General features: G+C 73.5%; 25 protein-coding genes. 11 read left to right on the top strand and 14 right to left on the bottom strand.

Going from position 1 to position 22,126, the window contains the following annotated elements:
• Positions 1–14: 14 nt before the first annotated feature.
• Entirely contained in the window at positions 15–566 is a 552-nt protein-coding gene (locus tag LCD35_RS10605; RefSeq protein ID WP_224957859.1) for a nuclear transport factor 2 family protein, read from the bottom strand.
• Positions 567–603: 37 nt separating this feature from the next.
• Entirely contained in the window at positions 604–939 is a 336-nt protein-coding gene (locus LCD35_RS10600; protein WP_224957858.1) for a hypothetical protein, read from the bottom strand.
• A 160-nt stretch (positions 940–1,099) separates the two neighbouring features.
• On the opposite strand from LCD35_RS10600, the gene LCD35_RS30435 reads away from it, so the two are divergent.
• A complete protein-coding gene (locus tag LCD35_RS30435) occupies positions 1,100–1,897 on the top strand; it encodes a helix-turn-helix transcriptional regulator (protein ID WP_224968764.1) in 798 nt (265 codons plus the stop codon).
• Positions 1,898–2,097: 200 nt separating this feature from the next.
• Here the strand turns inward: LCD35_RS30435 and LCD35_RS10590 are convergent, their stop codons facing one another.
• Positions 2,098–2,547, bottom strand: coding sequence for an amidohydrolase (locus LCD35_RS10590; protein ID WP_255614680.1), 450 nt, complete (start codon positions 2,545–2,547; stop codon positions 2,098–2,100).
• A gap of 236 nt (positions 2,548–2,783) precedes the next feature.
• Here LCD35_RS10590 and LCD35_RS10585 point away from each other — a divergent pair, with 236 nt between their 5' ends.
• Positions 2,784–3,248, top strand: a complete 465-nt coding sequence (locus LCD35_RS10585) for a hypothetical protein (protein WP_224957855.1) — start codon at positions 2,784–2,786, stop codon at positions 3,246–3,248.
• Positions 3,245–3,571: a transcriptional regulator gene (locus LCD35_RS10580; RefSeq protein WP_224957854.1), complete on the top strand. Its 327-nt coding sequence runs from the start codon at positions 3,245–3,247 to the stop codon at positions 3,569–3,571. Before LCD35_RS10585 ends, LCD35_RS10580 begins: the two co-directional genes overlap by 4 nt.
• A 224-nt stretch (positions 3,572–3,795) precedes the next feature.
• Here the strand turns inward: LCD35_RS10580 and LCD35_RS10575 are convergent, their stop codons facing one another.
• Entirely contained in the window at positions 3,796–4,407 is a 612-nt protein-coding gene (locus LCD35_RS10575) for a zinc-binding dehydrogenase (RefSeq protein ID WP_374108065.1), read from the bottom strand.
• Between the two features lie 88 nt (positions 4,408–4,495).
• Here LCD35_RS10575 and LCD35_RS10570 point away from each other — a divergent pair, with 88 nt between their 5' ends.
• Positions 4,496–5,068: a TetR/AcrR family transcriptional regulator gene (locus LCD35_RS10570; RefSeq protein WP_225044111.1), complete on the top strand. Its 573-nt coding sequence runs from the start codon at positions 4,496–4,498 to the stop codon at positions 5,066–5,068.
• A 416-nt stretch (positions 5,069–5,484) separates the two neighbouring features.
• Here the strand turns inward: LCD35_RS10570 and LCD35_RS10565 are convergent, their stop codons facing one another.
• Entirely contained in the window at positions 5,485–6,420 is a 936-nt protein-coding gene (locus LCD35_RS10565; protein WP_224957852.1) for an AraC family transcriptional regulator, read from the bottom strand.
• Between the two features lie 170 nt (positions 6,421–6,590).
• Here LCD35_RS10565 and LCD35_RS10560 point away from each other — a divergent pair, with 170 nt between their 5' ends.
• Positions 6,591–7,520: a zinc-binding alcohol dehydrogenase family protein gene (locus LCD35_RS10560; protein ID WP_224968758.1), complete on the top strand. Its 930-nt coding sequence runs from the start codon at positions 6,591–6,593 to the stop codon at positions 7,518–7,520.
• A 32-nt stretch (positions 7,521–7,552) separates the two neighbouring features.
• Here the strand turns inward: LCD35_RS10560 and LCD35_RS10555 are convergent, their stop codons facing one another.
• A complete protein-coding gene (locus LCD35_RS10555) occupies positions 7,553–9,052 on the bottom strand; it encodes a carboxylesterase/lipase family protein (RefSeq protein ID WP_225044110.1) in 1,500 nt (499 codons plus the stop codon).
• Positions 9,053–9,132: 80 nt separating this feature from the next.
• Complete coding sequence (locus LCD35_RS10550) at positions 9,133–9,843, bottom strand: amidohydrolase family protein (RefSeq protein ID WP_225044109.1); 711 nt, start codon at positions 9,841–9,843, stop codon at positions 9,133–9,135.
• Between the two features lie 200 nt (positions 9,844–10,043).
• Here LCD35_RS10550 and LCD35_RS10545 point away from each other — a divergent pair, with 200 nt between their 5' ends.
• Positions 10,044–10,322: a hypothetical protein gene (locus tag LCD35_RS10545; RefSeq protein ID WP_225044108.1), complete on the top strand. Its 279-nt coding sequence runs from the start codon at positions 10,044–10,046 to the stop codon at positions 10,320–10,322.
• Here the strand turns inward: LCD35_RS10545 and LCD35_RS10540 are convergent.
• Positions 10,292–12,031: a CocE/NonD family hydrolase gene (locus LCD35_RS10540; protein WP_225044107.1), complete on the bottom strand. Its 1,740-nt coding sequence runs from the start codon at positions 12,029–12,031 to the stop codon at positions 10,292–10,294. The genes LCD35_RS10545 and LCD35_RS10540 overlap by 31 nt on opposite strands.
• Before the next feature lie 119 nt (positions 12,032–12,150).
• Here LCD35_RS10540 and LCD35_RS10535 point away from each other — a divergent pair, with 119 nt between their 5' ends.
• Positions 12,151–12,810, top strand: coding sequence for a TetR family transcriptional regulator (locus LCD35_RS10535; protein ID WP_224957848.1), 660 nt, complete (start codon positions 12,151–12,153; stop codon positions 12,808–12,810).
• Between the two features lie 133 nt (positions 12,811–12,943).
• Here the strand turns inward: LCD35_RS10535 and LCD35_RS10530 are convergent, their stop codons facing one another.
• Both LCD35_RS10530 and LCD35_RS10525 read right to left on the bottom strand, forming a co-directional pair.
• On the bottom strand, positions 12,944–13,732 hold the full coding sequence (locus LCD35_RS10530) for an alpha/beta fold hydrolase (protein WP_224957847.1): 789 nt from the start codon (positions 13,730–13,732) through the stop codon (positions 12,944–12,946).
• 224 nt (positions 13,733–13,956) lie between these two features.
• Positions 13,957–14,886 (bottom strand): DMT family transporter, encoded by a 930-nt coding sequence (locus LCD35_RS10525; protein WP_225044106.1) that lies wholly within the window; start codon positions 14,884–14,886, stop codon positions 13,957–13,959.
• 77 nt (positions 14,887–14,963) lie between these two features.
• On the opposite strand from LCD35_RS10525, the gene LCD35_RS10520 reads away from it, so the two are divergent.
• On the top strand, positions 14,964–15,854 hold the full coding sequence (locus tag LCD35_RS10520; protein WP_225044105.1) for a LysR family transcriptional regulator: 891 nt from the start codon (positions 14,964–14,966) through the stop codon (positions 15,852–15,854).
• 166 nt (positions 15,855–16,020) lie between these two features.
• Entirely contained in the window at positions 16,021–16,734 is a 714-nt protein-coding gene (locus LCD35_RS10515) for a haloacid dehalogenase type II (RefSeq protein ID WP_224957845.1), read from the top strand.
• Positions 16,735–16,750: 16 nt separating this feature from the next.
• On the opposite strand, the gene LCD35_RS10510 is transcribed toward LCD35_RS10515, so the two are convergent.
• From LCD35_RS10510 to LCD35_RS10495, 4 genes are read right to left on the bottom strand one after another with little or no spacing between them, the layout of a single operon-like run.
• The gene (locus tag LCD35_RS10510; protein ID WP_225044104.1) at positions 16,751–17,695 is read right to left on the bottom strand and encodes a PfkB family carbohydrate kinase; all 945 of its coding nucleotides are present in this window, start codon (positions 17,693–17,695) and stop codon (positions 16,751–16,753) included.
• Positions 17,692–19,161, bottom strand: coding sequence for a cytosine permease (locus LCD35_RS10505; protein ID WP_225044103.1), 1,470 nt, complete (start codon positions 19,159–19,161; stop codon positions 17,692–17,694). Before LCD35_RS10505 ends, LCD35_RS10510 begins: the two co-directional genes overlap by 4 nt.
• A gap of 5 nt (positions 19,162–19,166) precedes the next feature.
• On the bottom strand, positions 19,167–20,189 hold the full coding sequence (locus LCD35_RS10500) for an ADP-ribosylglycohydrolase family protein (protein ID WP_224968572.1): 1,023 nt from the start codon (positions 20,187–20,189) through the stop codon (positions 19,167–19,169).
• A complete protein-coding gene (locus tag LCD35_RS10495) occupies positions 20,186–20,917 on the bottom strand; it encodes a GntR family transcriptional regulator (protein WP_224957840.1) in 732 nt (243 codons plus the stop codon). Before LCD35_RS10495 ends, LCD35_RS10500 begins: the two co-directional genes overlap by 4 nt.
• An 8-nt stretch (positions 20,918–20,925) precedes the next feature.
• Here LCD35_RS10495 and LCD35_RS10490 point away from each other — a divergent pair, with 8 nt between their 5' ends.
• The gene (locus LCD35_RS10490) at positions 20,926–21,096 is read left to right on the top strand and encodes a hypothetical protein (protein ID WP_224957839.1); all 171 of its coding nucleotides are present in this window, start codon (positions 20,926–20,928) and stop codon (positions 21,094–21,096) included.
• Positions 21,093–21,983 carry a CPBP family intramembrane glutamic endopeptidase gene (locus LCD35_RS10485; protein WP_224957838.1) on the top strand — a complete coding sequence of 297 codons (891 nt, stop codon included), beginning with the start codon at positions 21,093–21,095 and terminating at the stop codon, positions 21,981–21,983. Before LCD35_RS10490 ends, LCD35_RS10485 begins: the two co-directional genes overlap by 4 nt.
• Positions 21,984–22,126 lie beyond the last annotated feature (143 nt).

Here is a 22,126-nt window from a genome sequence, read left to right as displayed (position 1 = left end):
GAACGGGGTCGCGCTCATCTCCCCGACGTGGCGGAGAGCCGGGGTGAGATCCAGCGGCCGAGGGCGCGGAGGAGGCCGCGGAACTCGGGGCCGTTCGGGCGGACCAGCAGTCCTGCGTAGCGCAGCGCGTCGGCGTATTCGGCCATGAGCACGATCCGGCCGTCGACGACGTCGAAGCGGGTGGCGTAGTCGTTGCGGTACTGCTTGCCGTTGCCGGTCAGGGCCATGTCGCCCGTTCCGCGGAAGAAGACCGCCCCGTCCGGGGTGACCGTCCACTCGTGGTCGCGCCAGATCAGTGGGGTGAACTTGTCGAACAGCGCCCGGGTGTAGGCGGCGACGTCCGCTTTGCCGTTCATGTCGGCCACGCAGCGCCCGCGGCGACGGCCGGCGATGAGGTCGGCGACACCGTCCGGCGTCGTGGTGGCCTTCGTGTGCATGAACAGCTGCCGCACCTCCGGGTGCAGCAAGCGGTCGACGGCGTCGGGGTCCTTCGCCTCGACCGCGCGGATGAACTCCTGCGCGATCTGCAGGGCGGTGCGGGCGGCGGGCTGTACCTGGTCGGTCATGCTCGAATCTCCGGTGTTCGTCGGGGGAGGGGCGGGCTCAGGCGTCCCAGCTCAGGACGGGCTCGCCGAAGGCAGGTGGCAGGCCGAAGGACTCGAACCGGGGCGTCCACCAGCGGGTGAACTCGGATTCGTAGGTCCGCAGCCGTTCCGCGAAGGTGGGCACGTCGACGCCCTCGTCGAACTCCAGGTAGACGATGAACTCGGCGCTGCCGTCGGCGTTGGGCTGCAACCACATCCGCTCCCGGACGTAGCCGACCTCCCGCGCTCGGGCGTCGAGGCCGGGCAGGTGCCGGGCGTGGAGCTCGTCGAGCAGGTTCCGGAACTCCGGGACGCGCTCCGCCCGGATCGGGAGGGTCCACGCGGTGCTGGTCATGACAACGTCTCCTTCGTCGCTCGCGCGGTCCGAGCGCCGGGCCGCGCATCCCCGAGCCTGCGGCCCTGCGGCGCCGCCCGGAAGACCGCGCGGAGCCTGGTACCGGCAAGACCAGGCTCCGATCTGGCCGGGTCGCGGGGCAGGCTAGGACGATGGGGGCGTGGGAACGACGGACCGCAGCGAGTTCGCTGCCTACCTGCGCCACCGCCGGGCGATGCTCCCGCCACCGGAACCCGTCGGAGGCGGGCGGGCGTCCCGGCGGCGGGTGCCTGGCCTGCGGCGGCAGGAACTGGCCGCGCTGGCCAACATCTCGGTCGAGTACTACACGCGCCTGGAACAGGGCCGGGCCACGCGAGCGTCCCGGGAGATCCTCACCGCGCTGTCCCGCGCGTTCGCGCTCACCGACCCCGAGCGCGACCACCTCTTCCGCCTCGGGGGAGAGGCCCCGCCGGAACCGGCGGCCCCGCAGCAGGTGGTCCGGCCCGGGCTGCTGCGGATGGTCCACGACCTCGGCGCGACCACGCCGGTGACCGTCCACGATGGACGCCTCGATCTGCTGGCCCGTAACGAGGCCGCCGCCGAACTGCTCGCTCCGCTGGAACGGGACGGGCCGCACGGGCGCAACATCGTCTTCCAGGCGTTCACCGCGGAGGACCTGCCCGCCCTGCTCGGCGACGACGGGGCGGACCTGTTCCTGCGGGTGGCCGCGGCCGAACTGCGGACCGCGCTCAGCCGGTACCCCGGCGACGCCTACCTCGGCGCGATCCGCGACGAGCTCACCGCCACCAGCGCCACCTTCCGCGAGCACTGGGATCGGGGCGAGGTCAGCGCTTGGAAATCCGCGGTGAAGGACATGCACCGGCCCGGCCGCGGCTGGACCCGGTTCGGCATCGAGATCCTCCACGAACCCGAACGCGACCACTGGGTCATGCTCTACACCCCGACCGACCGCGCGTAGCCGCGATGGTCGGCCGAGCGCGGGTTCTTCTCGGTCGGAAACCGCGAGCACCTCGGTCGCCCGCACCGGCTCCCATCACCGGCCCCACCGCTCGAACCGCGCCGGGCGCCCCGGCGGAGATCGGGCGAGGAGCTCCGGACCTCAGAGGCCGTACACGCGGCGGGCGGTGCCTGCGAAGAGGTGGGCGCGGTCGGCGTCGGTCAGGGGCTCGGTGATGCGTTGAAGGTGTTCCACAGCGTCCGGTAGGGGACGCCGACCCCGTCCACGGGGTAGTTGCTCTCGAACATGCACCGGTCGGGGCCGAACGCGTCGATGCAGGTGTCGATCCAGGGCCGCCAGAGCTCGGCGAGCTCCGCGGAGGACGCGGGGCGTTCCGCGGTGCGGTAGTCGAACGCGGCGAGGCGGGCGACGAGGCCGCCCAGCTTGCAGGTGACGTTGGGTCGTTCGGCGACCGCCCGCACCCCGCGGCGCCAGGTGGCGAAGTCCTCGTCGGTGCGCCCGGCGTAGCGCCCGTAGCCGAGGGGGCCGCCGCAGTGGTCGAGCACGAAGGACAGGTCGGGCACCGCGTCGGCCGCCGCGGCCACGTCATCGAGCTGGGGGAAGACGACCCAGGTGTCGAGGGTGAGGCCGAGGTCGCTCAGCTTCGCCATCCCCTTACGCACCACCGGATCGGCGAGCAGGTGCGGGGCGCTGCCGGTGTGGCTGTTCTCGACGTCCGGTTCCTCGTCCCCCCGATGCCGGGGTGGCGGCTCCGGGCATCCAGGCGGGCGTTGACCTTGCGTCCCACCGGCAGGCGAACCACGCTCTGATCCGTTCCGCGGTGCCGGTCGCCGCCCCACCACTTTCCACTTGCAGAAGTGGAAAGCGATCGAATATGTTTTCCACCATGGAAAGTGATTTCACGCCGCGGCGCGCCTTGGCCGAAGCCGAGCGCGGCTCCGTTGCCACCTGGATCGACTACCCGCCGACCCGCTGGTGGTACTACCCCGCAGCCGGGGCCTGGGCCTGCGCGCTCGTCCTCGCGGTGACCGAGCTGCACGGGTTGTGGAGCGCCGCGGCGCTGCTGGCGCTGGTGGCCGTCGCGTTGATCGCCCAGGTCCGGTACCGCCGGGTGCGCGGTGCATGGCCGGACGTCGCTGGTGCACCGGCGGAGTTCAAGCCCGCCATCAGGGCCTACCTGATCGGCGCGGCGGTCCTGACGGCCACCATCGCGCTGCTCGCCGTGTTCGCCGGTGGTGTCGTGGCGGCGGCTGTGACGTTCGTGGGCGTCACGGGAGGGCTGCTGTGGTACGAGAAGGCGTACGAACACGCAGCGGCGCGGACCCGCCGACGGGTCGAGGGCGAGGGATGAATCTCTCCGACCTCGATGCCGTCATCCACGCTCCCAAACGCCTGGCGGCGATGTCGGTCCTGGCCGGCGGTGAGCACGCCGACTTCGGCTTCCTGCGCGACCACCTCGGCATCAGCGACTCGGACCTGTCGAAGCAGATGAACACGCTGGAGCACGCCGGCTACGTCAAGGTCAAGAAGACCGGGCGAGGCAGAGGCGGCGCCACCTGGTACCGCATCACCCCGGCCGGGCGGCAGGCGTACCGGCGCCACATCGCCGCCCTCAACGCCATCGTCGCCGACCCCGCGCGTCATTCCTGGCGGAATGAGGATGAAGGGCGCTAGGCGTCCTGGTCGCGCCGTGAGAGCGCTGCGGTAGATCCGGGTCGGGGCGCGGGTGATCTCGGCGGCCGCTGCGGGCCGCCTCCGGACGGCCTCGCGGGTCCCTGCTCCGGCGTGGCTTCATCGGACCGTGCGAGCGCCGTGGGCCGGGGGGAGCGCGGCATCCGCGCGAGCGCGGGGCGTCGGTTCGAAGCCGGTCTGCGGCCACCTCGTGGCGGTTGCGCCCCTCAGGGGAGGTCGACGACGACCTTGCCGTGCACGTGCCGTCCCGCCTGCAGCTCGACGGCGGCGCGGACCTCCTCGACGGGGAAGGTCGCCGCGATGGGCACGCGCAGCAGGCCTTCCGCGGCCAGGCGGGCGATCTCCTCGATGGCGCCGGGAGCGGCGTTGGCACCGTTCGCCGGGAGGACGCCGTCACGACGGCGGCGATCGTGGTCAGCCGGGAGCCGGGTGCGCCGAGCTCGCGCGCCACCGCGATCACGTCCGTGCCGTGCAGGTCCACGGCCGCGGTGATGCCGTCGGGAGCCAGCGGCGGCTCCGAACACCCGGTCGCCGACCTCGAACCGGACGCCGTTCCCGTCGCGGGCCCCGTCGCCCACCTCGTCCACGACGCCCGCGTAGTCGTTCCCGAACCCGCACGGCAAGCTCAGTCCGAAGCGGGCGGCGGCGTCCGCGTCCGAGGTCATGAACCAGTCCATCGGGTTCAGCCCGGCCGCGCTGACGCGGACCTGTCCCGCTGCCACCTCCGGGACGGGCACCTCGCGCAGGTCGAGGGCCGCGGGCCCTCCGAAGGATTCGACGAACTGGACGGCTCTGCTGGTCCTGGTGGACGTGCTCATGCTGATCGGACTCCGGGGAGGGGTGCGGACGGGAAGCGGACTATGCTCCGTTTCGTCGAACCGTAGCACAACCGGAGCGTGTTCCGTTTTGAAGAGGTCAGGCACCCGCGCGCCGCGAGCGGACGCGTCCCGCAACCGCAGGCAGCTCCTCGAGGTCGCCACCCGCGTCTTCGCGTCCGCCGAGGCCGAACCGTCGCTGCGGGAGGTCGCGCGCGAAGCCGGGGTCGGCATCGCCACCCTCTACCGGCACTTCCCCACCCGCGAGGACCTGGTCGCCGCGGTCTACGGCGATCAGGTCCAGCGGCTCACCGACGGCGCCCGCCGGCTGCTCGCGGAGCTGCCCCCGGCCGAGGCGTTGCGGCGCTGGATGGACCTGTTCGGGGGCTGGGTCGCGACCAAGAACGGCATGCTGGGCACGCTGCTCGCCATGATCGAGTCCGGCGAGATCGCGCACGCCCGGACCCACGCCGACCTGATCGCGGCGATCGAAGAGGTGCTTCGCGCCGGCGACGCGGCAGGTGAACTGCGCGGCGACGTCGCGGCCGAGGACGTGGCCGCCGGTCTCATCGGCATCTTCACCGTCGCGCCCCTCCCCGAGCACGGTGCCAGGGCCGGCCGGTTGCTCGACGTGCTGATGCGCGGTCTGCGGCCCGAGGCCTGAGCCGCTCGGTGGCCGGGTTCGCCCCGGCCACGTGCGCTCGTGGCAGGTGACCGGTCCGACGCGGCGACCTGGTCGAGCGCCGCGGCTGGGGGAGCCGCTCGACGGCGACGTGCTCGTCGGCCGCGGCGGCTGATCTTCTCGGCTTCGGCCGAATTCGTCCACTGTGGACTTCGTTCGAATCGGTTCTCCGCGGAAGGAGGTCTCCCCGTTCGGGGTGGCCGTCCACTCATGATCGCGCTGTCCCGGGTGTTCGAGCTCACCGATGCCGAACGCGACCACCTCTTCCGCCTCGGGGTCGAGGTGTCGCCGGAGTGTCCGTCCCTTGTGGACGTTGTCGTGCCGCCGAGTGCGAGCCGTGCGGGAAGTCGACCACCTCGACGATCCGCGCGTCGTGGGCGGGACGAATCCTCGGTGGTTCAGCCGTCCGCGGCCCGCTCGGAGTTCCGATCGGGTCGGGCGGCGCGGGCGTAGCGCCCGGGCGGAACCCCCACCTCCCGCTTGAAGGCCGCGTTGAAGGCGTGCTCGGAGTGGTAGCCCAGGGAGCTCGCGATCCGGGCGATCGTGTCCTCGCCGGTGCGCAGCTTCTCGCCGGCCAGGATCATGCGCCACCGGGTCAGGTAAGCGATCGGGGTCTCGCCCGCGCGGGCCCGGAAGTGCTCGGCGAACGTCGTGCGGGACATGCCGGCCCGGGCGGCGAGCTTCTGCACGGTCCACGGGTGGGCGGGGTCGGCGTGCACGGCCTCCAGCGCGGCGCTCAACCGGGGATCGGCCAGGGCGGCGAACCAACCGACGTCGTCCGGGGACCGAGTGGCCAGGTGCAGCCGCAGCGCCTGGACCAGCATCAGGTGGGCGAGTTGCTGCGCGACCAGGTGCGAGCCCGGGCGTGCCTCGCGGACCTCCTCGGCCATGAGCTCGATCGCGCCGCGCAGCCGGGCACGATCACGGGACGCGTCGACCCGCATGAGGGTCGGCATCGACCGCAGCAGCACCGGCGCGTTCGGACTGTCGAACTCGAACCGCGTACCGATCACGCGAGTGCCGCCGCCCTGGTAGGTGATGACCCTCCCGCTGCGGGCCGGGCCGAGCACTTCGGAGGCCAGTGCCGGTTCGACGTCCGGTCCGCTGCCGATGACGGCGCCGCGGCCGGTCGGCATGACGAAGCAGGCGCCTTCGGGCAGCTCTGCGGATCCGCCCTCGACCGTCAGCCGGCACGAGCCCTCGACGACGGCGTAGCACTTGATCTGCCCGGCTAGGTCGTCGAGCTCGATCGCCCACGCGCCGCCCGCGTCGACCTCGGCCGTCCTCGGACTCCGCGGCCGGAGCAGCGACAGCACTTCGCTCAGCGGATCCATCGGCCCTCCGGACGATCGCGAACAGAACTCGGTTCTTCGAGCATAGGCGGCACCTCCGCGCCCGCTTAGCGTTTCGATCATGACGGCGAGGGACCGCCCACGACGCGCGGACCCGGTTCCCTCCCTCCGGACATTCGTCCGCGTTCCCACCTCTGGAAGGACTTCCGAGAATGAAAGCTGCAGTGGTCACGGCGTACGGCACCGGCCCCCGGTACGCGGACACGCCCTCCCCGCGAGCGACCGAGGAGCACGAGATCGTGGTCGACGTCCTGGCCGCCGGGCTCCATCCGCGAGTCCGGATGCAGGCCGACGGCTCGCACTACACGAGCTCCCCCGACGAGCTGCCCCTGGTGCCGGGCCTCGACGGTGTGGGGCGCGGTCCGGACGGCCGGCTCTGGTTCTTCGCGATCTTCGGGGGCCGGAGCGGTTCGATGGCCGAACAAGCGGTCATCGACACCCGGCGCAGCATCGTCCTCCCCGACGGGGCCGACCCGGTGGCGGTGGCGGCGACGATGAACTGCGTGATCGCGTCCTGGCTCGCGTTGACGCGGCGGATCGCGCTGGAACCGGGCAAGAACGTCCTGGTGCTCGGCGCGACCGGTGGCACCGGGCGGATGGCCGTGGCGGTGGCCCGGCTGTTCGGCGCCGCGCAGGTGACCGCCGTGGGGCGCGACCCGGAACGGCTGGCCGCGGTGCGCGGCGCCACCGGGACGGCCCTGATCGGCGACCCGCCACCCCCGGACGTCGACGTGGTCCTCGACTTCCTCTGGGGCGAACCGGCGGTCACGACGATGGGTGCGCTGCTCTCCGCCCGGCCCGAACCGGCACGCCCGCTGACCTGGATCAACCTCGGCGAGACGGCCGGGTCTCGGGCGGCGCTGCCCGCCGGGGCGCTGCGGTCCTCGCGGATCGACGTGATCGGCAGCGGGCAGGGCTCGCTGAGCGGAGCGGAGATGGCGGCCGCGGCCCCGGAGGTGCTGGCGGAGATCGCCCGCGGCACCTTCGCCGTGGACGCCGACCCGATCCCGCTCCACGACGTCGAACGCGCCTGGGCGAAGCCGGCCGACAGCAGCAAGCGCATCGTCCTGACCCGGTCCTGAACCGGGGTTCCCGCCGCCGTACCGGATCGTGCCTACCGGTCGCGGTTCGGCTCCCGGGTCGAGTTGATCGCCGCGGCGACCGGGCCGAGGTGCACCGGTGCGCTGCGCGCGTCGTCGCCGATGACGGTGAGGCGGGGTGCCGCCGCATCGCAGCTCGGCCACGCCGTGCCGTCCCCGTACCGCGGGACGCCGGTGCGGGCGAACTCGGTCCAGGCGTGCCGCACGGTGTCGGACACCGCCGCATCGACCTCGTCGTACTCGTCCCCGCCGGTGGGCAGGCCGAAGAGGTAGGGGAGCTCGGACATGTGGGCGGCGAGCAGTCCCGAGCGGCGGGCGCCCGGTGCGACGCGGGCGAAGCGGTACGCGTACGCCGTTCGACCCAGCCCGGCGAAGCGCTGGTAGGTCTCCCACGCCGGTTCCGCCCAGATGGCGTCGGTGGTGAGCTCGGTGAGCGCGTCGTAGGGCGCGCGTCCGTCCGCGCCGAAGCGGGCCAGCACCTCGTCCGCGCGGGAGCCGGCCAGGGCGCGGGTCATGGTGGCGAGTACCTCCGGGGTGTAGATCTCGGCCGGATCGAGGTCGGGGCGCGCGTACTGGCCCGCGGGCCGGTGGAAGAACCGCGATTCGTGCTGCGTCCACCCGAACAGGACGGGCACGTCGCGGGGCCGGCCGGCGAAGCCGTCCGCGACGACCGCGCCGTCGGTCGTGGGATACCAGACGAGGTTGGCGGGCGTGTGCAGCTGCCCGGCCGGTGGTGTTCCCGCCAGCGCGAACGAGGCCTCGCGCACCTGCTGCGCGGGCAGGCGGCGCAGTTCGTCGAGGTCCCGGGTGCCCAGCCGGTCGAACATCTCCTCGCTCGCGTCGGTGATCCGGTCGTAGGACGGCGAAGGGGGCACGGCGTAGTCCTCGAAGCCGGCGCTCTGCGCGATGGCCCGGTGGAACAGGCCGCGGGCCGCCGGAGCGGACAGCAGCGCGCGGACCGCGGCGGCACCGGCGGACTGGCCGAAGATCGTCACGTTGTCCGGGTCCCCGCCGAAGGCGCTGATGTTGGCCGCGACCCAGTGCAACGCGGCGACCCAGTCGAGCACTGCGGCGTTGGCACCGGCGTCGGGGTGGCTGAGGAAGCCGAACGCGCCGAGCCGGTAGTTGAACGACACGACGGTGACGCCGCGTCGCGCCAGGTCCGCACCGGAGTACTCCGGCATGGACGAGGCACCGCCGAGGAAGCCGCCGCCGTGGATCCAGACCATGACCGGCCGGCGGTCCTCCGGGTCCAGGGTGGTGCTCCAGACGTTGAGGTGCAGGCAGTCCTCGCTTTGCGGGGCCCCGAAGTCGATCCCGATGTCGGCGATCTGCACGGCGGGCGGACCGAAGGCCGTGGCGTCGCGGACGCCGTCCCAGGCCGCGGGCGGAGCCGGTGGTGCCCACCGCAGCTCGCCGACCGGTGGTGCGGCGTAGGGCATGCCGAGGAACCGGAAGACGCCGTCGTGCTCGGCGCCCGCGACGGTTCCCGGTCCGATGTGGACTCGTGCCATGTGCGTTCTCCTTCGGGTGCCGGTGGATCCGCCGCGGGGCCGGGGTCGCGGAACACCGCCGCGGTGCCCGGCTCGCCGCGTCAGACGACCTGCCGCCCGGCCACCCAGACCCCGGCGGGCGTGCGGGCCGCCGCCAGGTCTTCGGTGGGGTCGCCGTCCACGAGGAGCAGGTCCGCGCGCCGCCCGGGGGTGACCGTTCCCCGGTCGTCCAGCTGCAGCGCCGCCGCCGCGCCGCTCGTCGCGGAGATCAGCGCCTCGGTGGGGGAGAGGCCCGCTTCGCCGAGCAGCTGGAGCTCGTCGTGCAGCGAGCTGCCGTGGGCGACGGGGGCCGGCGATCCCGGCGCGGCGTTGGCGTCCGTCCCGGCCACGATCGGCACGCCTGCCGCGTGCATCCGCCGCACGCTCTCGACCGCGGCGCCGAACGCCTCGTCCGCGCGGTCGCCGAACCGGGCCCGGGTCACGCCGCGCATCATCACGAGCGTCGGCGAGGCGATCGTGCGGTTCTCGACCATCCGCCGCACGGTCGGCTCGGGCAGTGGCCGGTCGATCGGTGCGTGGGTCAGCACGTCGACACCGGCGTCGAGCCCGCGGGTGAAGGAGTCGGCGGTGACGACGTGCGCGACGGTGCGCAGGCCCCGCGCGTGGGCGCCGGCGACCAGCGCGGCGAGCGCGTCCGGGGCGAGCGCCGGGACGTCGGTGATGGCCGGATCCTCGATGATGATCTTGATCAGGTCGGAGCCCGCCGCCACGCGCCACGCCAGGTAGCGCTCGGCGTCGTCCGGCCCGGACACCCCGCTCTCCGCAGGGAAGCCCATCTGCGCCGGGGGCCGAGGCGGCCGATCCGGCGCTGAGCAGAGCGGACACGCCTTCCTCGGCGCGCAGCCGGTCGACGAGCTCGTCCGGGTGGGTGCCGAGGTCGGCGACGGTCGTCACGCCGGCGCGCGCCGCCGCTGCCAGGTGCGCGCGTTCGAGCAGGTGGACGTGGGTGTCGATGAGCCCGGGCAGCAGCGTCCGGCCGCGCCCTGCGACGACCTCGCCGCCGGCGGGCGCGGTGCCCGCGGGCTCGACCGCGGAGATCGCCTCGCCCGCGAAGCTGACGTCGAACGCCTCGGCCGCCCCGGAGGATCGGAGCAGCCGGACGTCGGTGATGGTCGTCGTGTTCATCGTCGTCCTCTCGGACCGGCCGGTTCCGGCGGTCGTGGTGTCGGCGTCCGCGCCGGACGTCGTGGGGTCCTCCGGTTACTGCTCCTGGACGGGCAGTTGCAGGTAGGAGGCGTGCTCGCCGCCGGTGTGGATGACATGCACCCCGGCGTTCGCGGGGGTGTACTCGCGGATCCCGGGCATCATCGTCCCGAGCAGGTTGCGGCCGCTGATGATGAAGCGGAGCTGCTCGCCGGGGTGGAAGGCGAGGCCGACCGGGAGCAGGTCGATCTCGACGTCGACGACCTCGCCGGGGGAGAGCTTCTCGACGCGGTCGAAGCTGTGCGCGGGCACCGCATCGGTCGACAGCGCCTCGTCGAGGTGGCGCATCGAGACGCGCAGGCGCCCGTCGGATCCCTTGTACCGCAGGATCGAGGCGCCGTGCTCGGTGATGTCGTGCGCGAGCGCGCCCTGGTTGGGCACCGTGAAGTTCTGCAGGGGAGTGCCGTGGGCGTCGAGCTTCTGGACGAGCACGAACAGGTCCATGTCGTCGGCGCCCTTCGCCTCGACCCGCAGCCGCGCCTCGGGGTAGCCGACCAGGGCGGTCTCCTCCTCGAAGCGGATGAGGAAGGAGACCGATCCGGGCTTCGACTCCACGTCGTACTCCACCGCGGCCTCGCTTGATGGTGCCTCCGTGGTCAGGGCGCGCGAGCGGCTGTCGAGGTAGTACTTCGTCGGCACCACGTCCGCAGGCGGGAACTGCTCCGCGGGGAGGTTCACCCGGTCCCCGCCTTCGAGGTCGAGGACGGAGTAGCGCACCCGCGGCGTCCGCTCCCACCCGTTGTCCGCGCCCTTGAGGAAGTGGTCGAAGAACCTGCGCAGGTCCTCGCGGTTGTCCTCGTCGTAGTAGTCGGGCCATTCCTGGGAGTTGTGCACGCGCAACCACTTGTCCTCCGAGGCCATCCGACGCCAGGCGCGGAACGTTCCCGCGGTGTGCAGCGTGTTCGAGTAGCTGGCCACGACGTAGGCCGGCGCGGTGATCCGCTCGAAGCGCGGGATCTTGTTCTCCCACAGCTCGTTCATGAGCGGGTAGCGCTCGGCCTCGGCGACGATGTCCTCCTTCCGGTTCCGGCCGAAGAAGCTGTTGTCCCGGAGCTGCCGGGCGAATCCGGTGTCGGGCATGCCGCCGCGCCGCACCAGATCGCGGTAGACGTCGCTCACGCCTTCCCACGGGTTGATCGCCGCCAGGTGCGGGGGCTGCTCGGCCGCGGTGAACCACTGCGACACCGCGAGGTACGAGGTGCCGCTCATCCCGACCTTGCCGGTGCACCAGTCCTGGACGGCCAGCCATTCGATCAGGTCGTAGCAGTCCCGGCCCTCCTGGCGGTCCCACAGGACGCTGTCGCCCCCGCCGTCGACCACGCCTCGGACGTCCGGGTTGCAGATCGCGTAGCCCTGCGCGCACCAGTACGCCGGGTCGGGGCCCTCGAACTTCTCCAGGCCGGACACGATCCCGTCGTCCAGCCCGACCATGCCGAACACGCCCCGCACGCTGGCGGAGGTGCCCTGGCCCTTCCCGTACGGGCTCCACGCGACGAGCACCGGCACCGGTTCCGCGCCGGTGGGGCGGAGCACGTCGACGTAGATCGTCACCCCGTCCCGCAACGCGACCGCGACGTCCTTCTCCAGCACGACGTCGACCGGCAGCGGCCGGAAGGGCGGCGCGATCCGGGAGCCGGCGGGCAGGGTCCGGGTACCGGGGTCGAAGTCGCTGAGGGCGCCGCGCCTGTCACTCGGAAGTGGGTGGGACGGCATGAAGATCTTCGGCTCGTCGCTCATGGTGAGTTCCTCACGTCTCGTGTCCCCGGGGCGGGCGCCGGCGCCACCGCGAGCGTAGGTCCGCCCGAGCAGGAACTCAACAGATGTTGATATCAGGATTCGGCCGGTACCTTCCCGGTATGACCGAACACCCGAATCCCGCCGCAGCGTCGCGCCGCGGACGCAGGCCGGGGGCGAACACGACCCGGCAGGCCGTCCTCGATGCGGCCCGCGCCCGGTTCGCGGCCGACGGTTTCGCCGCGACCACGATCCGGCGGGTGGCGGCCGACGCCGGGGTCGACGCCTCGCTGGTCATGCAGTTCTTCCGGTCGAAGAGCGGGTTGTTCGCCGCGGTGATGTCCGTCCCCGCCGACGCCCTGGAGCGCTTCAGCGCCGCGTTCGAAGGGGGCGACGACGGCCTCGGCGAACGCGTCGTCCGGGCGTTCCTGGCGGTGTGGGAGGAGGACGCGCGCAGCTCGGAGCCGCTCATGGCCATGCTCCGGGCGGCCATCGTCGACGACCGGGCCAACGAGCAGCTGCGCGAGTTCTTGCAGGAACGGCTGATCGTTGCCGCCACCGCGTCCAGCGCCGTCGATGACGCGGAACTCCGGGCGGGCGTCGCGTCGTCGATGCTCGTCGGGCTCGTGGTGGGGCGCGGCATCGTCGGCGTGCCCGCGCTCACCGGAGCGGGGCGGGAGACCTTGGTCGCGCTCGTCGGGAACGCGGTGCAGGGCGTGCTGGCGCCGGGGCCGACGACGAGCGGGCCGATCGATTCCGGCCGAGGCACGGGCCCCGGCTAGCCGACCACCCCTGAGGGTGAACGCGGTGTCGCGGTCGAGTGCGAAGCCCGATCCTGCTCGGCTCGGCGGCGTGCCGTGGCGGTGGCAGGGCCGGCGGCCGGAGGGGGTGCGGATCCGCAGCGGGCGGTGCCGGTCAGGCGTCGGCGAGCAGGGCGGCCGTGGCCTGCGGGGATTCGACGTGGAAGTGGTGGCTGCCCAGGTCGACGGGCACGATGCGGAGGCGGTCGCCGTAGCGCTCGACGGCCTCCGGCACGAGGATCTCGCGGACGGCGAACACCGTGATCGGCTGCCGGACCTCGCGCAGCGCGGAATCCATGTCCCAGCGCACCAGGCCTTCGATCGCGCCCAGGCCCACCTGCCGGGGCACGGCCACCATGCGCTCGAAGTAGGCCTCCTGCGCCGCGGGATCGGTGCCTTCGGGGGAGCCGCTGGCGACCATCGCCCGCGTGGCCGCGGCGAAGTCCTCGTGGAACGCGCGCACGACCGCGTCGACCTGCTGCTCCTGCTGGGCGGGGAACAGTGCCAGGTAGTGCAGCGCGTCGAGCGCGACCACGCGGGTGACGACGGCGGGCAGCAGCCGGGCGGTCTCGACGGCCACCGCGCCGCCCATCGAGTGCCCGGCCACGACGCAGGTGTCCACGGATTCGGCGGCGAGCACGGCCGCGACGTCGCGGGCGAACTCCGCCACCGTCCAGTCCTCCCGCGCGGACCGGGATTCGCCGTGCCCGGCGAGGTCGACGGCGAGGACGCGGTGGTGGCCGGGGAGGAAGCCGATCAGGGCGTCGAAATCGGTGCGGTCGCAGCCCCAGCCGTGCACGAGGACCAGGACCGGTCCGTCGGCCGGGCCGGTGGCCGCGTACCGGATCGTCGTGTCGTTCGGCCGCTGGACCTCCCGGTTCGCGGTCGGGCACGTCGTCGTCATCTCAGGGTCCTCTCGTGTTCCGCCGCACGGGACGAGCCCGTCCGCGGCGGGGTCCGCACGTCGAATTCCCCGCGCTGGCAGCGGAATCCGGTTCCGGCGAGCTCCGGCCCGCACCTGTCGCCGATCGTACCGGGACGGGTGCCGGTGGCGGCCGTCGTCGGTCCACCTGGTGGGACGGTCGGCGGCAGCCGTCCGTCCGATGTGGACTCGAATCCGCCGCGAGGTCATATGTCCGAAGTGGACGGCCGGTTCGCGAACCAGACGGCGGCCACGACGGTCGCGCACCCCGCGAGCTGCACCGCGGTCGGCGACTCGCGCAGCACCAGCACGCCCAACCCGACCGCGAGGACCGGCTGCAGCAGCAACAGCGACGCCGACGTGCCCGGCGCGAGCCCGCGACCGCCCGCCGCCAGCAGCAGCCACGCGGCGACCTGCCCCACCAGCGCCAGCAGCACGAGCCACAGCCAGGACGTCGCCGGGAGGTCCACGGTGATCCCCGTGGTCACCGCCCCGACTCCACCGGTGACCACCGCGGCGGCCGCCGTCGCCAGGCACACCGGCGTCACCACGTGCCGCGGGCTGCGGTGCCCGGAGAACCGGTTGAGGTGCAGGTAGCCGGCGTAGGCGACCCCGGACGCCACGCCCAGCAGCACCCCGCGCCCCTGGTGCGCCGCCTGCGCGCCCGGCGCGAGCAGGCCGCTGGTCAGCGCGATCCCCGCGAGCATCACCGGGCAGGCGAACAGGAACCGCCGCTCCATCGGCGTGCCGCCGAACACCAGCGCCAGCAGCGGGAACGCGAGCACCTGCACGTTGTTCAGCACCGTCGCGATCCCCGCGCCCACGTCGAGGATGCTCTGCGTCCACAGCACGTAGTCCAGCCCGAGCAGGACGCCCGAGGCCACCGCCCAGCGCCGCAGCGCGGGCTCCAGCGGGCCGTGCCCGCGGTGCTCGCGCACCGCCAGCGGCACCAGCGCGACGAGCGCGATCGCGCAGCGCAGGAACGCCGCGGTGCCCGACCCGACCTCGGCGAGCTTCACGAACAGCGCCGACCCGGACAGGCAGCCCGCTCCCGCCACGACCAGCAGCACCGGGGCGGCGACCGGCCGGGCGGCTCGGCTGCGGACGGGGGAGGGTGCCGTGCGATCGGTGACCATGGCTTCCACGGTCGCAGCCGAGACCGAGTAGCACCATTGACCAGTTCTTACCCGCACGCGTTAGCCTTACTGACGTGATGAGCTGGGAACGGCTGCGGGTGTTCGCCGCGGTCGCCGAACACGTGTCGATCACCGCCGCGGCGGAGGCGCTGCACCTCACGCGGCCCGCGGTGTCGCAGCACGTGCGCAAGCTGGAGCGGGAGATCGACTGCAGGCTGGTGGAACCCGACGGCCGCGGCATCCGGCTCACCGCCGCCGGGCACGTGCTCGCCGCCGCCGCGCGCACCGCCTCGACCGCGGTGCGGGACGCGGAGCGGGACCTCGCCGACTTCCACGAGCAGCTCATCGGGCCGCTGCGCGTCGGCGCGGTGCCCAGCGCGCTGCGCTCCTTCGTGCACGACGCGCTGCGCGCGCTCACCGGGCAGCACCCGCGGGTGAGTCCGAGCGTGCGCGACGGCGAGGTCATCGAGCTGATCCCCGCGCTGCGGGCCGGACGGCTGGACGCCGTGGTGCTGGAGAGCTGGACGAGCCTGCCGGCCCGGATGCCGCCCGGCGTCGCGCTCACCGAACTGCTCGCCGAGGACGTCCGGCTCGCCGTGCCCGACGGCCACCCGCTGGCGCAGCGGCCCGCCGTGCACCTCGGCGAACTGCGCGGGCAGCGGTGGGCCAGTTCGCCGCCGGGCACCGAAGCGCACGAAGCGCTGGTGCAGACGCTGCGCGCGCACTCCATCGACGCCGAGGTGCCCTACTGCGCGACCGACTACGCGACGCAGCTGTCCGCGGTCGCCGCGGGCCTCGCCGTCGCGCTCATCCCGCGCATCGCGCGGACGCCCTGCCCGCCCGGAGTGCGGCACGTGCCGTGCACCCCGGCGCTGACCCGCAGCATCGCCGTCGCCACCGCGGAGAACGCCTCCGCGCCCGCGGTGGAGTTCGTCGCCGAACTGCGCCGCGGCACCCGCGACCGGTAGCTCCGCGGCAGGTCGGTGCGGTGGCGGCGCCCGCCGAACGGCCTGCTCCGCGGTGGTGTCGCCGCGCGGCCGCCACGTCGAGCGGTCGGGCACCGCTTGCGCCGAGCGCTGCCACGTGGTGTCACTGACGGGTCAGCGAACTCGGGACGACCGGCGAGGAGGCGGCATGCTCGACGACGTGCGCGTGGTGGCGTTCGACATCTTCGGCACCGCGGTGGACTGGTACAGCGGCATCACCGAGCAGGTCGGCGCGGTGTTCGCCGATCGCGGGGTCGAGCTCGATCCCGCCGCGTTCGCCGAGAGCTGGCGGGGGCGCTACCTGCCCGCGATGGCGCGGGTCGACCGCGGGGAACGCGAGTGGGCGTACCTGGACGCGCTGCACCGAGAATCGCTGGACGACCTGCTCGCCGAGCACGGGGTCGCCGGCGCGATGGGTGAGGACGACCGGGCCCGGCTGGTGCGCGCCTGGCACCGGCTGCCCGCCTGGCCGGACAGCGCGGACCTGGTGGCGCGGTTGCGGGCCCGCTACACCGTGGTGGTGCTGTCCAACGGCGGTTTCCGGTTGCTGACCGACCTGGTCAAGGCAGCGGGGTTGACCTTCGACGCGATCACCTCAGCCGAGCTCGCCCGCAGCTACAAGCCGTCCCCGGCCGCCTACCTGACGACCGCCCGCCTGCTGGACGTCGCACCGCACCAGCTGCTGCTGGTCGCCGCGCACCGCTGGGACGTGGACGGGGCGCGCGCAGCCGGGCTGCGCACCGCGTTCTTGGAACGGCCCGGCGAGAAGGGGCCGCACCGCGAGGCGGACCGCGCGGCCGACGTCACCTGCGACATCGCCGCCACCTCGGCCGCCGAGCTCGCGACCCGCCTCGGCTGCTGACCCGGCCGCGCCCGGCCTAGCCGCCGGCGATCGAGGCGCGGACCACCGCATCGACCTCGGCGGCGGTGGGCGCGGTGGCGGGACCGGAGCGGGTGACCGCGATCGCGGCGGCGATGCTCGCGCGCCGGACCGCGGATTCGAGGTCCGCTCCGGCGGCCAGCCGCGCCGTCATCACCCCGGCGTGCGCGTCGCCCGCACCGTTGGTGTCCACCGCGTCGACCGCGGGGGAGGGGCACAGCAGCACGTCACCACCGGGCCGGGTGAGCAGCGCACCGCGCGGTCCGGCGCGCAGCACCACGGTGCGGCCCGTGGTGGTGGCCAGCGCCGCCGCCACTCCGGCCGCGTCGTCCGCGGACTCGGATCCCAAGCGCCGCAGCAGGATCCGCGCCTCCCGCTCGTTCGTGGTCCACACGTCGGCGCGGTCCAGCAGCACGCGCACCGCGTCGAGGTCGGCGTCGCCGATCACGGGGGCGGGATCGACGACGACGCGGCCAGGGGCGGTGGGCAACCACTCCAGCAGCGCGGCGCGGTTGGCGTCGTGCACCAGGGAGTAGCCGGACGCGTAGACGACGTCCGCGTCGCCCGGTGCGGTGCGGCGCAGCTGCTCGGCGTCCACTTCGGACTCCGCCCCGGCGGTGGAGACGAACGTCCGCTCCGCGCCGTCGTCGACGAGCGCGATGCTGAACCCGGTGTCCCGGCGCGGATCGGCCGGTGCGGTGAGCTCGACCCCTTCGGCGGTGAGCGCCGCGCGCACCACGTCCCCGAACGGCCCGGTCCCGTGCCCGCCCGCGTACACGACGCGGGCCCCGTCGCGCGCGGCGGCGAGCATGACGTTCACCCCTCCACCGGCGAGGAACTCGTGCCCGGAGGCGAACACGTCACCGCCCGGCGCGGGCACCGCGGGAACCCGCAGCACCAGGTCCACGACGCCCTGCCCGGTGTGGATGACGCGCCCGCTCATCGCGGACCCGCCGCGGAGCGCAGGCCGAACGCCGCGTACAGCAGCCCGCCGACGGCGGCGGCCGCCAGCCACGCCATGCCGTTCACCCCGATCCAGGTCTCGTGCAGCGGCCCGGTGTACCACGGGACATCGCCCGGCGTGACCTGCATGAACAGCGCGGCGAAGACGATGGCGGCCAGCCACGGGCCGAACGCGGCCCACCGCACCCCACCGCGGTAGTGGTAGGCGCTGCGCGGGGTCAGGTCCAGCAGCGCCACCGGGTCGTACTCGCGGCGCCGCAGCATGTCGACGAGGAAGATCCCCACCCACGCCGAGATCGGCACCGCCAGCAGCGAGATGAACGTGGTGAACGGCCCGTAGAACCCGTCCGCGACCAGCAGGAACAGCAGCGAGGCGACCGTCGTGACCACCACGTCCACGATCACCGCGTACACCCGCTTCACCCGCAGCCCGAGGGTGAGCGTGGTCAGCCCCGCCGAGTACACCGACAGGTGGTTCGACAGCAGCAGCCCGACGAACGAGATCAGCATGTAGCCCACGGCGACCGGCAGCGGCAGCGTGTCCCGGATCGCGTCCAGCGGGTTCGCGGACGCGGCGATCGCCGGATCGGACGAGCCGAGCACCGACCCCATGCCGATCATGATCACCAGCGGGATGCCGGCACCGGCCGACGCGGACATCACCAGCGGCACCGCGCGCACGCTCGGCGCCTGGTAGCGCGCCATGTCGGCCCCGGAGTTCGCCCAGCCGATGCCGGTGCCCGCGACGATGGTCCCGATGCCGGTCAGGACCGCGGCGAGGTCCCCGCCCGGGGCGCGGCCGACCTCGGCCCAGTCGATGTTGACGACCAGGAAGCCGAGGATCGCCAGGTTCGCGGCCCCGAAGACCCAGGTGGACCACTTCTGCACGACGAGGATCGCGCCGTGGCCCATCCCGGAGACGGCGACGGTGAAGCCGACGAACAGCGCGACGCCCACGACCGCGACGACCGGCGCGGACTTCGCGTCGCCGCCGGTGCCCGCGAGCAGCGAGACGATGGTGACGATCGCGAGCGCGGCCGTGGACGTGTTCACCGTCTCCCAGCCGAGCCGCGACACCAGCGCGACCGCCGTCGGCCCCGCGTTGCCCCGGGTGCCGAACACGGCGCGGGACAGGGTGAGGCTCGGCGCCCCGCCGCGCCGCCCGGCGACGGAGATCAGGCCGACGACGGCGAAGGAGCCGAACGAGCCGAGGAACGCGACGACGACCGCCTGCCACGCGGACAGGCCGAGGGCGACGAGGCTGACGCCGAGGGGCATACCGACCACGGAGATGTTCGCCGCGAACCACACCCAGAACAGCTGCAGCGGGTTCCCGGTGCGTTCGGCGGCGGGCACCGGTTCGATGCCGCGCTGCTCGACCGCTCCGAGCGCGCCGGCCGGGGGTGCTTCCGGCGCGCTCGCCGCCGGGGATCCGGTCTCGGACACAGGGGTCACCTCATCATCTCCGTTGACGATCGCCGCACGGCGAGGAGCCGCCGCGCGAGTGGTGCCGGTTCCAGGGCGTTGACCGCCAGGACCCGGTGGACCGCCGCTGCGGGGAAGGCGGCGGTGCCGTGCACGGCACCCAGCACCGCTCCGGCCATGGCGGCGACGGTGTCGGTGTCGCCGCCGAGGGAAGCAGCGGTGCACAGCGCCGCGAACGGGTCGTCGGCGCCGCGTTCGACGAGCAGGAGGGCCGCGACGACCGATTCCTGCGACTGCACCGAGGTGCCGACCACCTCGTAGAGGAAGGTCGCGAACTCCGCGGTGCCGAGCCGCCGCGCCTGCGCGCGGAAGGACTCCAGCCGGGCGGCGATCGAACCGCCCGCCACCCAGTGCCCGCGCGATTCGCCGTCGCGGGCCGCGGTGGCGGCGGCCGCGAGCGCGCCGGGGACGTCCACGCCGTCGACGCCCGCGGACACGGCGGCGGCGATCGCGGCGGCCGCGGAGATGCCGAGCCCGGTGTTGTGGGTGACGCGGCTGGCTTCGACGACTGCGTCGAGCAGGCGCTCGCCCGGGGTGTGCGCGATGCCGACGGGGGCGATGCGCATCGCGGCGCCGTTCGTGGTCCCGTAGCGGCCGGTCTCCTCGATGGGGGCGCCCGCCTGCAGCTTCGCCAGGGCGGCGTTGGTGGAGGGGCCGAGCAGGTCCAGCGAGCCGCGCTCGACCATCACCTGCTCCCAGGCGATGAGTTCCGCGGCGAAGGCGTGCGGATCGATGCCCCCGTCGCCGTCCGCGACCAGCCGCGCGACGATCATCGCCTGGTCGGTGTCGTCGGTGACCGATCCCGCGGCCATGCCGGGCGCGATCGGCTGGTCGGCCGCGCCGTCGACGAAGTCCTCGATCCGGCCGTAGCGCGCGCGCACCAGGTCCCGCGGCATCGACTGGGTGGGCATGCCGAGGGCGTCGCCGATGGCGAGGCCGAGCAGGGCGCCGTGCGCGCGGTCGAACGCCGGGTCGTGCTCGGCGTTCATCGCTGGTCGCCGAAGTTCAGCGCGAGGGTGAAGTACCGCGGGTCGAGCAGCGAGACGACGTGCTCGGCGAACCGGCCGTCGTCGGTGAACGAGGTGCGGGCGGTGCGCAGGAACGCGCTGCCCGCTTCGCGGTGCAGGATCCCGGCTTCCCGCTCGTCCAGCCAGTGCACGTCCGCCCGCTGGGTGCCGCGGGTCAGCAGGTACCCGGCTTGCGCGAGGGTCTGGGAGATCGAGCCCTTCACCAGCCCGGTCTCCGGCAGCTGTTCGAGGGTGCCTTCGGCGGGCACGGTGGAGTGCTCGAAGGAGATCGGTTCGACGCCGTCCGCGGAGCGGAGGATGCGGACGCGGCGGATCGCGATGCCCCGGTCGAGCCGCACTTCGGGCGGCAGCAGCGGCACGTCGGCGCGCTCCACGCGTTCGAGGCCGAGGACGGCGACGGTGATCTCGCTGCCGGTGTCGGCGAGCGATTGGGCCCAGCCGCGGTCCTGGCTGAGCTGGTGCCCGTTGAAGATGACGAACGAGCCGCGCCCGCTCTCGGTGGCGATGAGCCGCAGGTGCTGGAGCTCGTTGAGCGCCTGCCGGACGGTGCCGCGCGAGACGTCGAACTCCTCGGCGAGGCGCAGTTCCCCGTCCAGCTTCTCGCCGAGCCGGTAGTGGCCGTCGCGGATGCGCTGCGCGAGGGTGTCGACGATCTGCTGCCGTTTCCCTGGCGAGACCTGTTTATACATGTAGGTACATGTACAGCATGCTGGAGACGCCGGCAACCGCGAGCGCGACGACCCGGGACGTCCGGGCCGACGGCCCGTCCGCAGTGGACACCCGCTTGCAACTTTCGATGGCAGCGCCCGGGTTCGACCTTCCGGAGCTCGAAGCGGGCGGGGCTCCGCTGGTTGGCTCCAGTACGTGACCACGAAGGACATCACCACGCGGGAGACCGCGGAACCGACGAAGGGGCTGCGCGGACTGATCCGGCGCCGCCCGATGCTGAGCTTCTTCCTGCTCGCCAACGGCCTGAGCTGGTCGGCCTGGGTGCCCTACATCCTGTCCCGCAACGGGATCGGGGTGTGGGACTTCCGCTTCCCGGAGGTGCTGGGCACCAGCCAGCTCCTCGGCATGCTGCCCGGCGCCTACCTCGGACCGATCGGGTCCGCGCTGCTGGTGACGGCGATCGCGGACGGGCGCACCGGGCTGCGCCGCTGGGTCGGCCGGATGTGGCGGTGGCGGGTCCGCTGGCACTGGTACGCGATCACGCTGCTGGGCGTGCCGGTGACGATGCTGGCCGCCGGGTACGCCTTCTCCGGCGGGCAGGTGCACGCGCCGTCGATGATGGTGGTCGCCGCCTACGTGCCCGGACTGCTCATCCAGATGATCACGACGGGGTTGGCGGAGGAACCGGGCTGGCGGGACTTCGCGCTGCCCCGCCTCCAACGCCGGTTCGGGCCGCTGGCCGGCTCGATGGTGCTCGGCCCGCTGTGGACCGTGTGGCACCTGCCGCTGTTCTTCACCGAATGGGGCCGCTGGCCGCACGCGCACTGGACCCTGCCGGTGGCGTTCGCCGTCTTCTGCATCTCGTTCAACATCGTCATGACCTGGGTGTTCAACCGCACCGGGGAGAGCCTGCCGCTGTCGATGCTGCTGCACGTGAGCGCGAACAACTTCTCCACGCTCGTGTGGTCGGAGATGTTCCCGACGATCGACGTGGACCTCGCGATGATCGCGATGGCCTCCGGGACGGTCGTCGCCTCCCTGCTCGTGCTGGTCGGCACCAAGGGCAGGCTCGGTTACCGGGGTTGACCCGGGCCGACGGGTGCTCGTCGCGCCCCAGCGGGTGCGGGGGGGGGGGGGGGCCCCCGGGCCCCCCCGGGGCCCCCCCGGCGCCCCCCCGCGGGGGGGGGGGGGGGCGGCCGGGGGGCCGGGGGGGGGGGGGGCCCCCCCCC

The organism is Saccharopolyspora sp. 6V (assembly GCF_020176785.1).
In the GTDB taxonomy this organism is placed as follows: domain Bacteria; phylum Actinomycetota; class Actinomycetes; order Mycobacteriales; family Pseudonocardiaceae; genus Saccharopolyspora_C; species Saccharopolyspora_C gregorii.
This window is presented reverse-complemented; position numbering and strand designations above follow the sequence as displayed.

Bases quoted from the DNA above. Each gene is read 5' to 3' on its own strand.
- LCD35_RS10540 (WP_225044107.1), bottom strand. From the start codon at position 12,031: ATGAGCGACGAGCCGAAGATCTTCATGCCGTCCCACCCACTTCCGAGT.
- LCD35_RS10500 (WP_224968572.1), bottom strand. From the start codon at position 20,189: ATGAACGCCGAGCACGACCCGGCGTTCGACCGCGCGCACGGCGCCCTG.
- LCD35_RS10515 (WP_224957845.1), top strand. From the start codon at position 16,021: ATGCTCGACGACGTGCGCGTGGTGGCGTTCGACATCTTCGGCACCGCG.
- LCD35_RS10545 (WP_225044108.1), top strand. From the start codon at position 10,044: ATGAGCCCGGGCAGCAGCGTCCGGCCGCGCCCTGCGACGACCTCGCCG.
- LCD35_RS10535 (WP_224957848.1), top strand. From the start codon at position 12,151: ATGACCGAACACCCGAATCCCGCCGCAGCGTCGCGCCGCGGACGCAGG.
- LCD35_RS10580 (WP_224957854.1), top strand. From the start codon at position 3,245: ATGAATCTCTCCGACCTCGATGCCGTCATCCACGCTCCCAAACGCCTG.
- LCD35_RS10510 (WP_225044104.1), bottom strand. From the start codon at position 17,695: ATGAGCGGGCGCGTCATCCACACCGGGCAGGGCGTCGTGGACCTGGTG.
- LCD35_RS10490 (WP_224957839.1), top strand. From the start codon at position 20,926: ATGTACAGCATGCTGGAGACGCCGGCAACCGCGAGCGCGACGACCCGG.
- LCD35_RS10495 (WP_224957840.1), bottom strand. From the start codon at position 20,917: ATGTATAAACAGGTCTCGCCAGGGAAACGGCAGCAGATCGTCGACACC.
- LCD35_RS10555 (WP_225044110.1), bottom strand. From the start codon at position 9,052: ATGGCACGAGTCCACATCGGACCGGGAACCGTCGCGGGCGCCGAGCAC.
- LCD35_RS10590 (WP_255614680.1), bottom strand. From the start codon at position 2,547: ATGGCGAAGCTGAGCGACCTCGGCCTCACCCTCGACACCTGGGTCGTC.
- LCD35_RS10575 (WP_374108065.1), bottom strand. From the start codon at position 4,407: ATGAGCACGTCCACCAGGACCAGCAGAGCCGTCCAGTTCGTCGAATCC.
- LCD35_RS10525 (WP_225044106.1), bottom strand. From the start codon at position 14,886: ATGGTCACCGATCGCACGGCACCCTCCCCCGTCCGCAGCCGAGCCGCC.
- LCD35_RS10605 (WP_224957859.1), bottom strand. From the start codon at position 566: ATGACCGACCAGGTACAGCCCGCCGCCCGCACCGCCCTGCAGATCGCG.
- LCD35_RS10565 (WP_224957852.1), bottom strand. From the start codon at position 6,420: ATGGATCCGCTGAGCGAAGTGCTGTCGCTGCTCCGGCCGCGGAGTCCG.
- LCD35_RS10530 (WP_224957847.1), bottom strand. From the start codon at position 13,732: ATGACGACGACGTGCCCGACCGCGAACCGGGAGGTCCAGCGGCCGAAC.
- LCD35_RS10600 (WP_224957858.1), bottom strand. From the start codon at position 939: ATGACCAGCACCGCGTGGACCCTCCCGATCCGGGCGGAGCGCGTCCCG.
- LCD35_RS10520 (WP_225044105.1), top strand. From the start codon at position 14,964: ATGAGCTGGGAACGGCTGCGGGTGTTCGCCGCGGTCGCCGAACACGTG.
- LCD35_RS10585 (WP_224957855.1), top strand. From the start codon at position 2,784: ATGGAAAGTGATTTCACGCCGCGGCGCGCCTTGGCCGAAGCCGAGCGC.
- LCD35_RS10560 (WP_224968758.1), top strand. From the start codon at position 6,591: ATGAAAGCTGCAGTGGTCACGGCGTACGGCACCGGCCCCCGGTACGCG.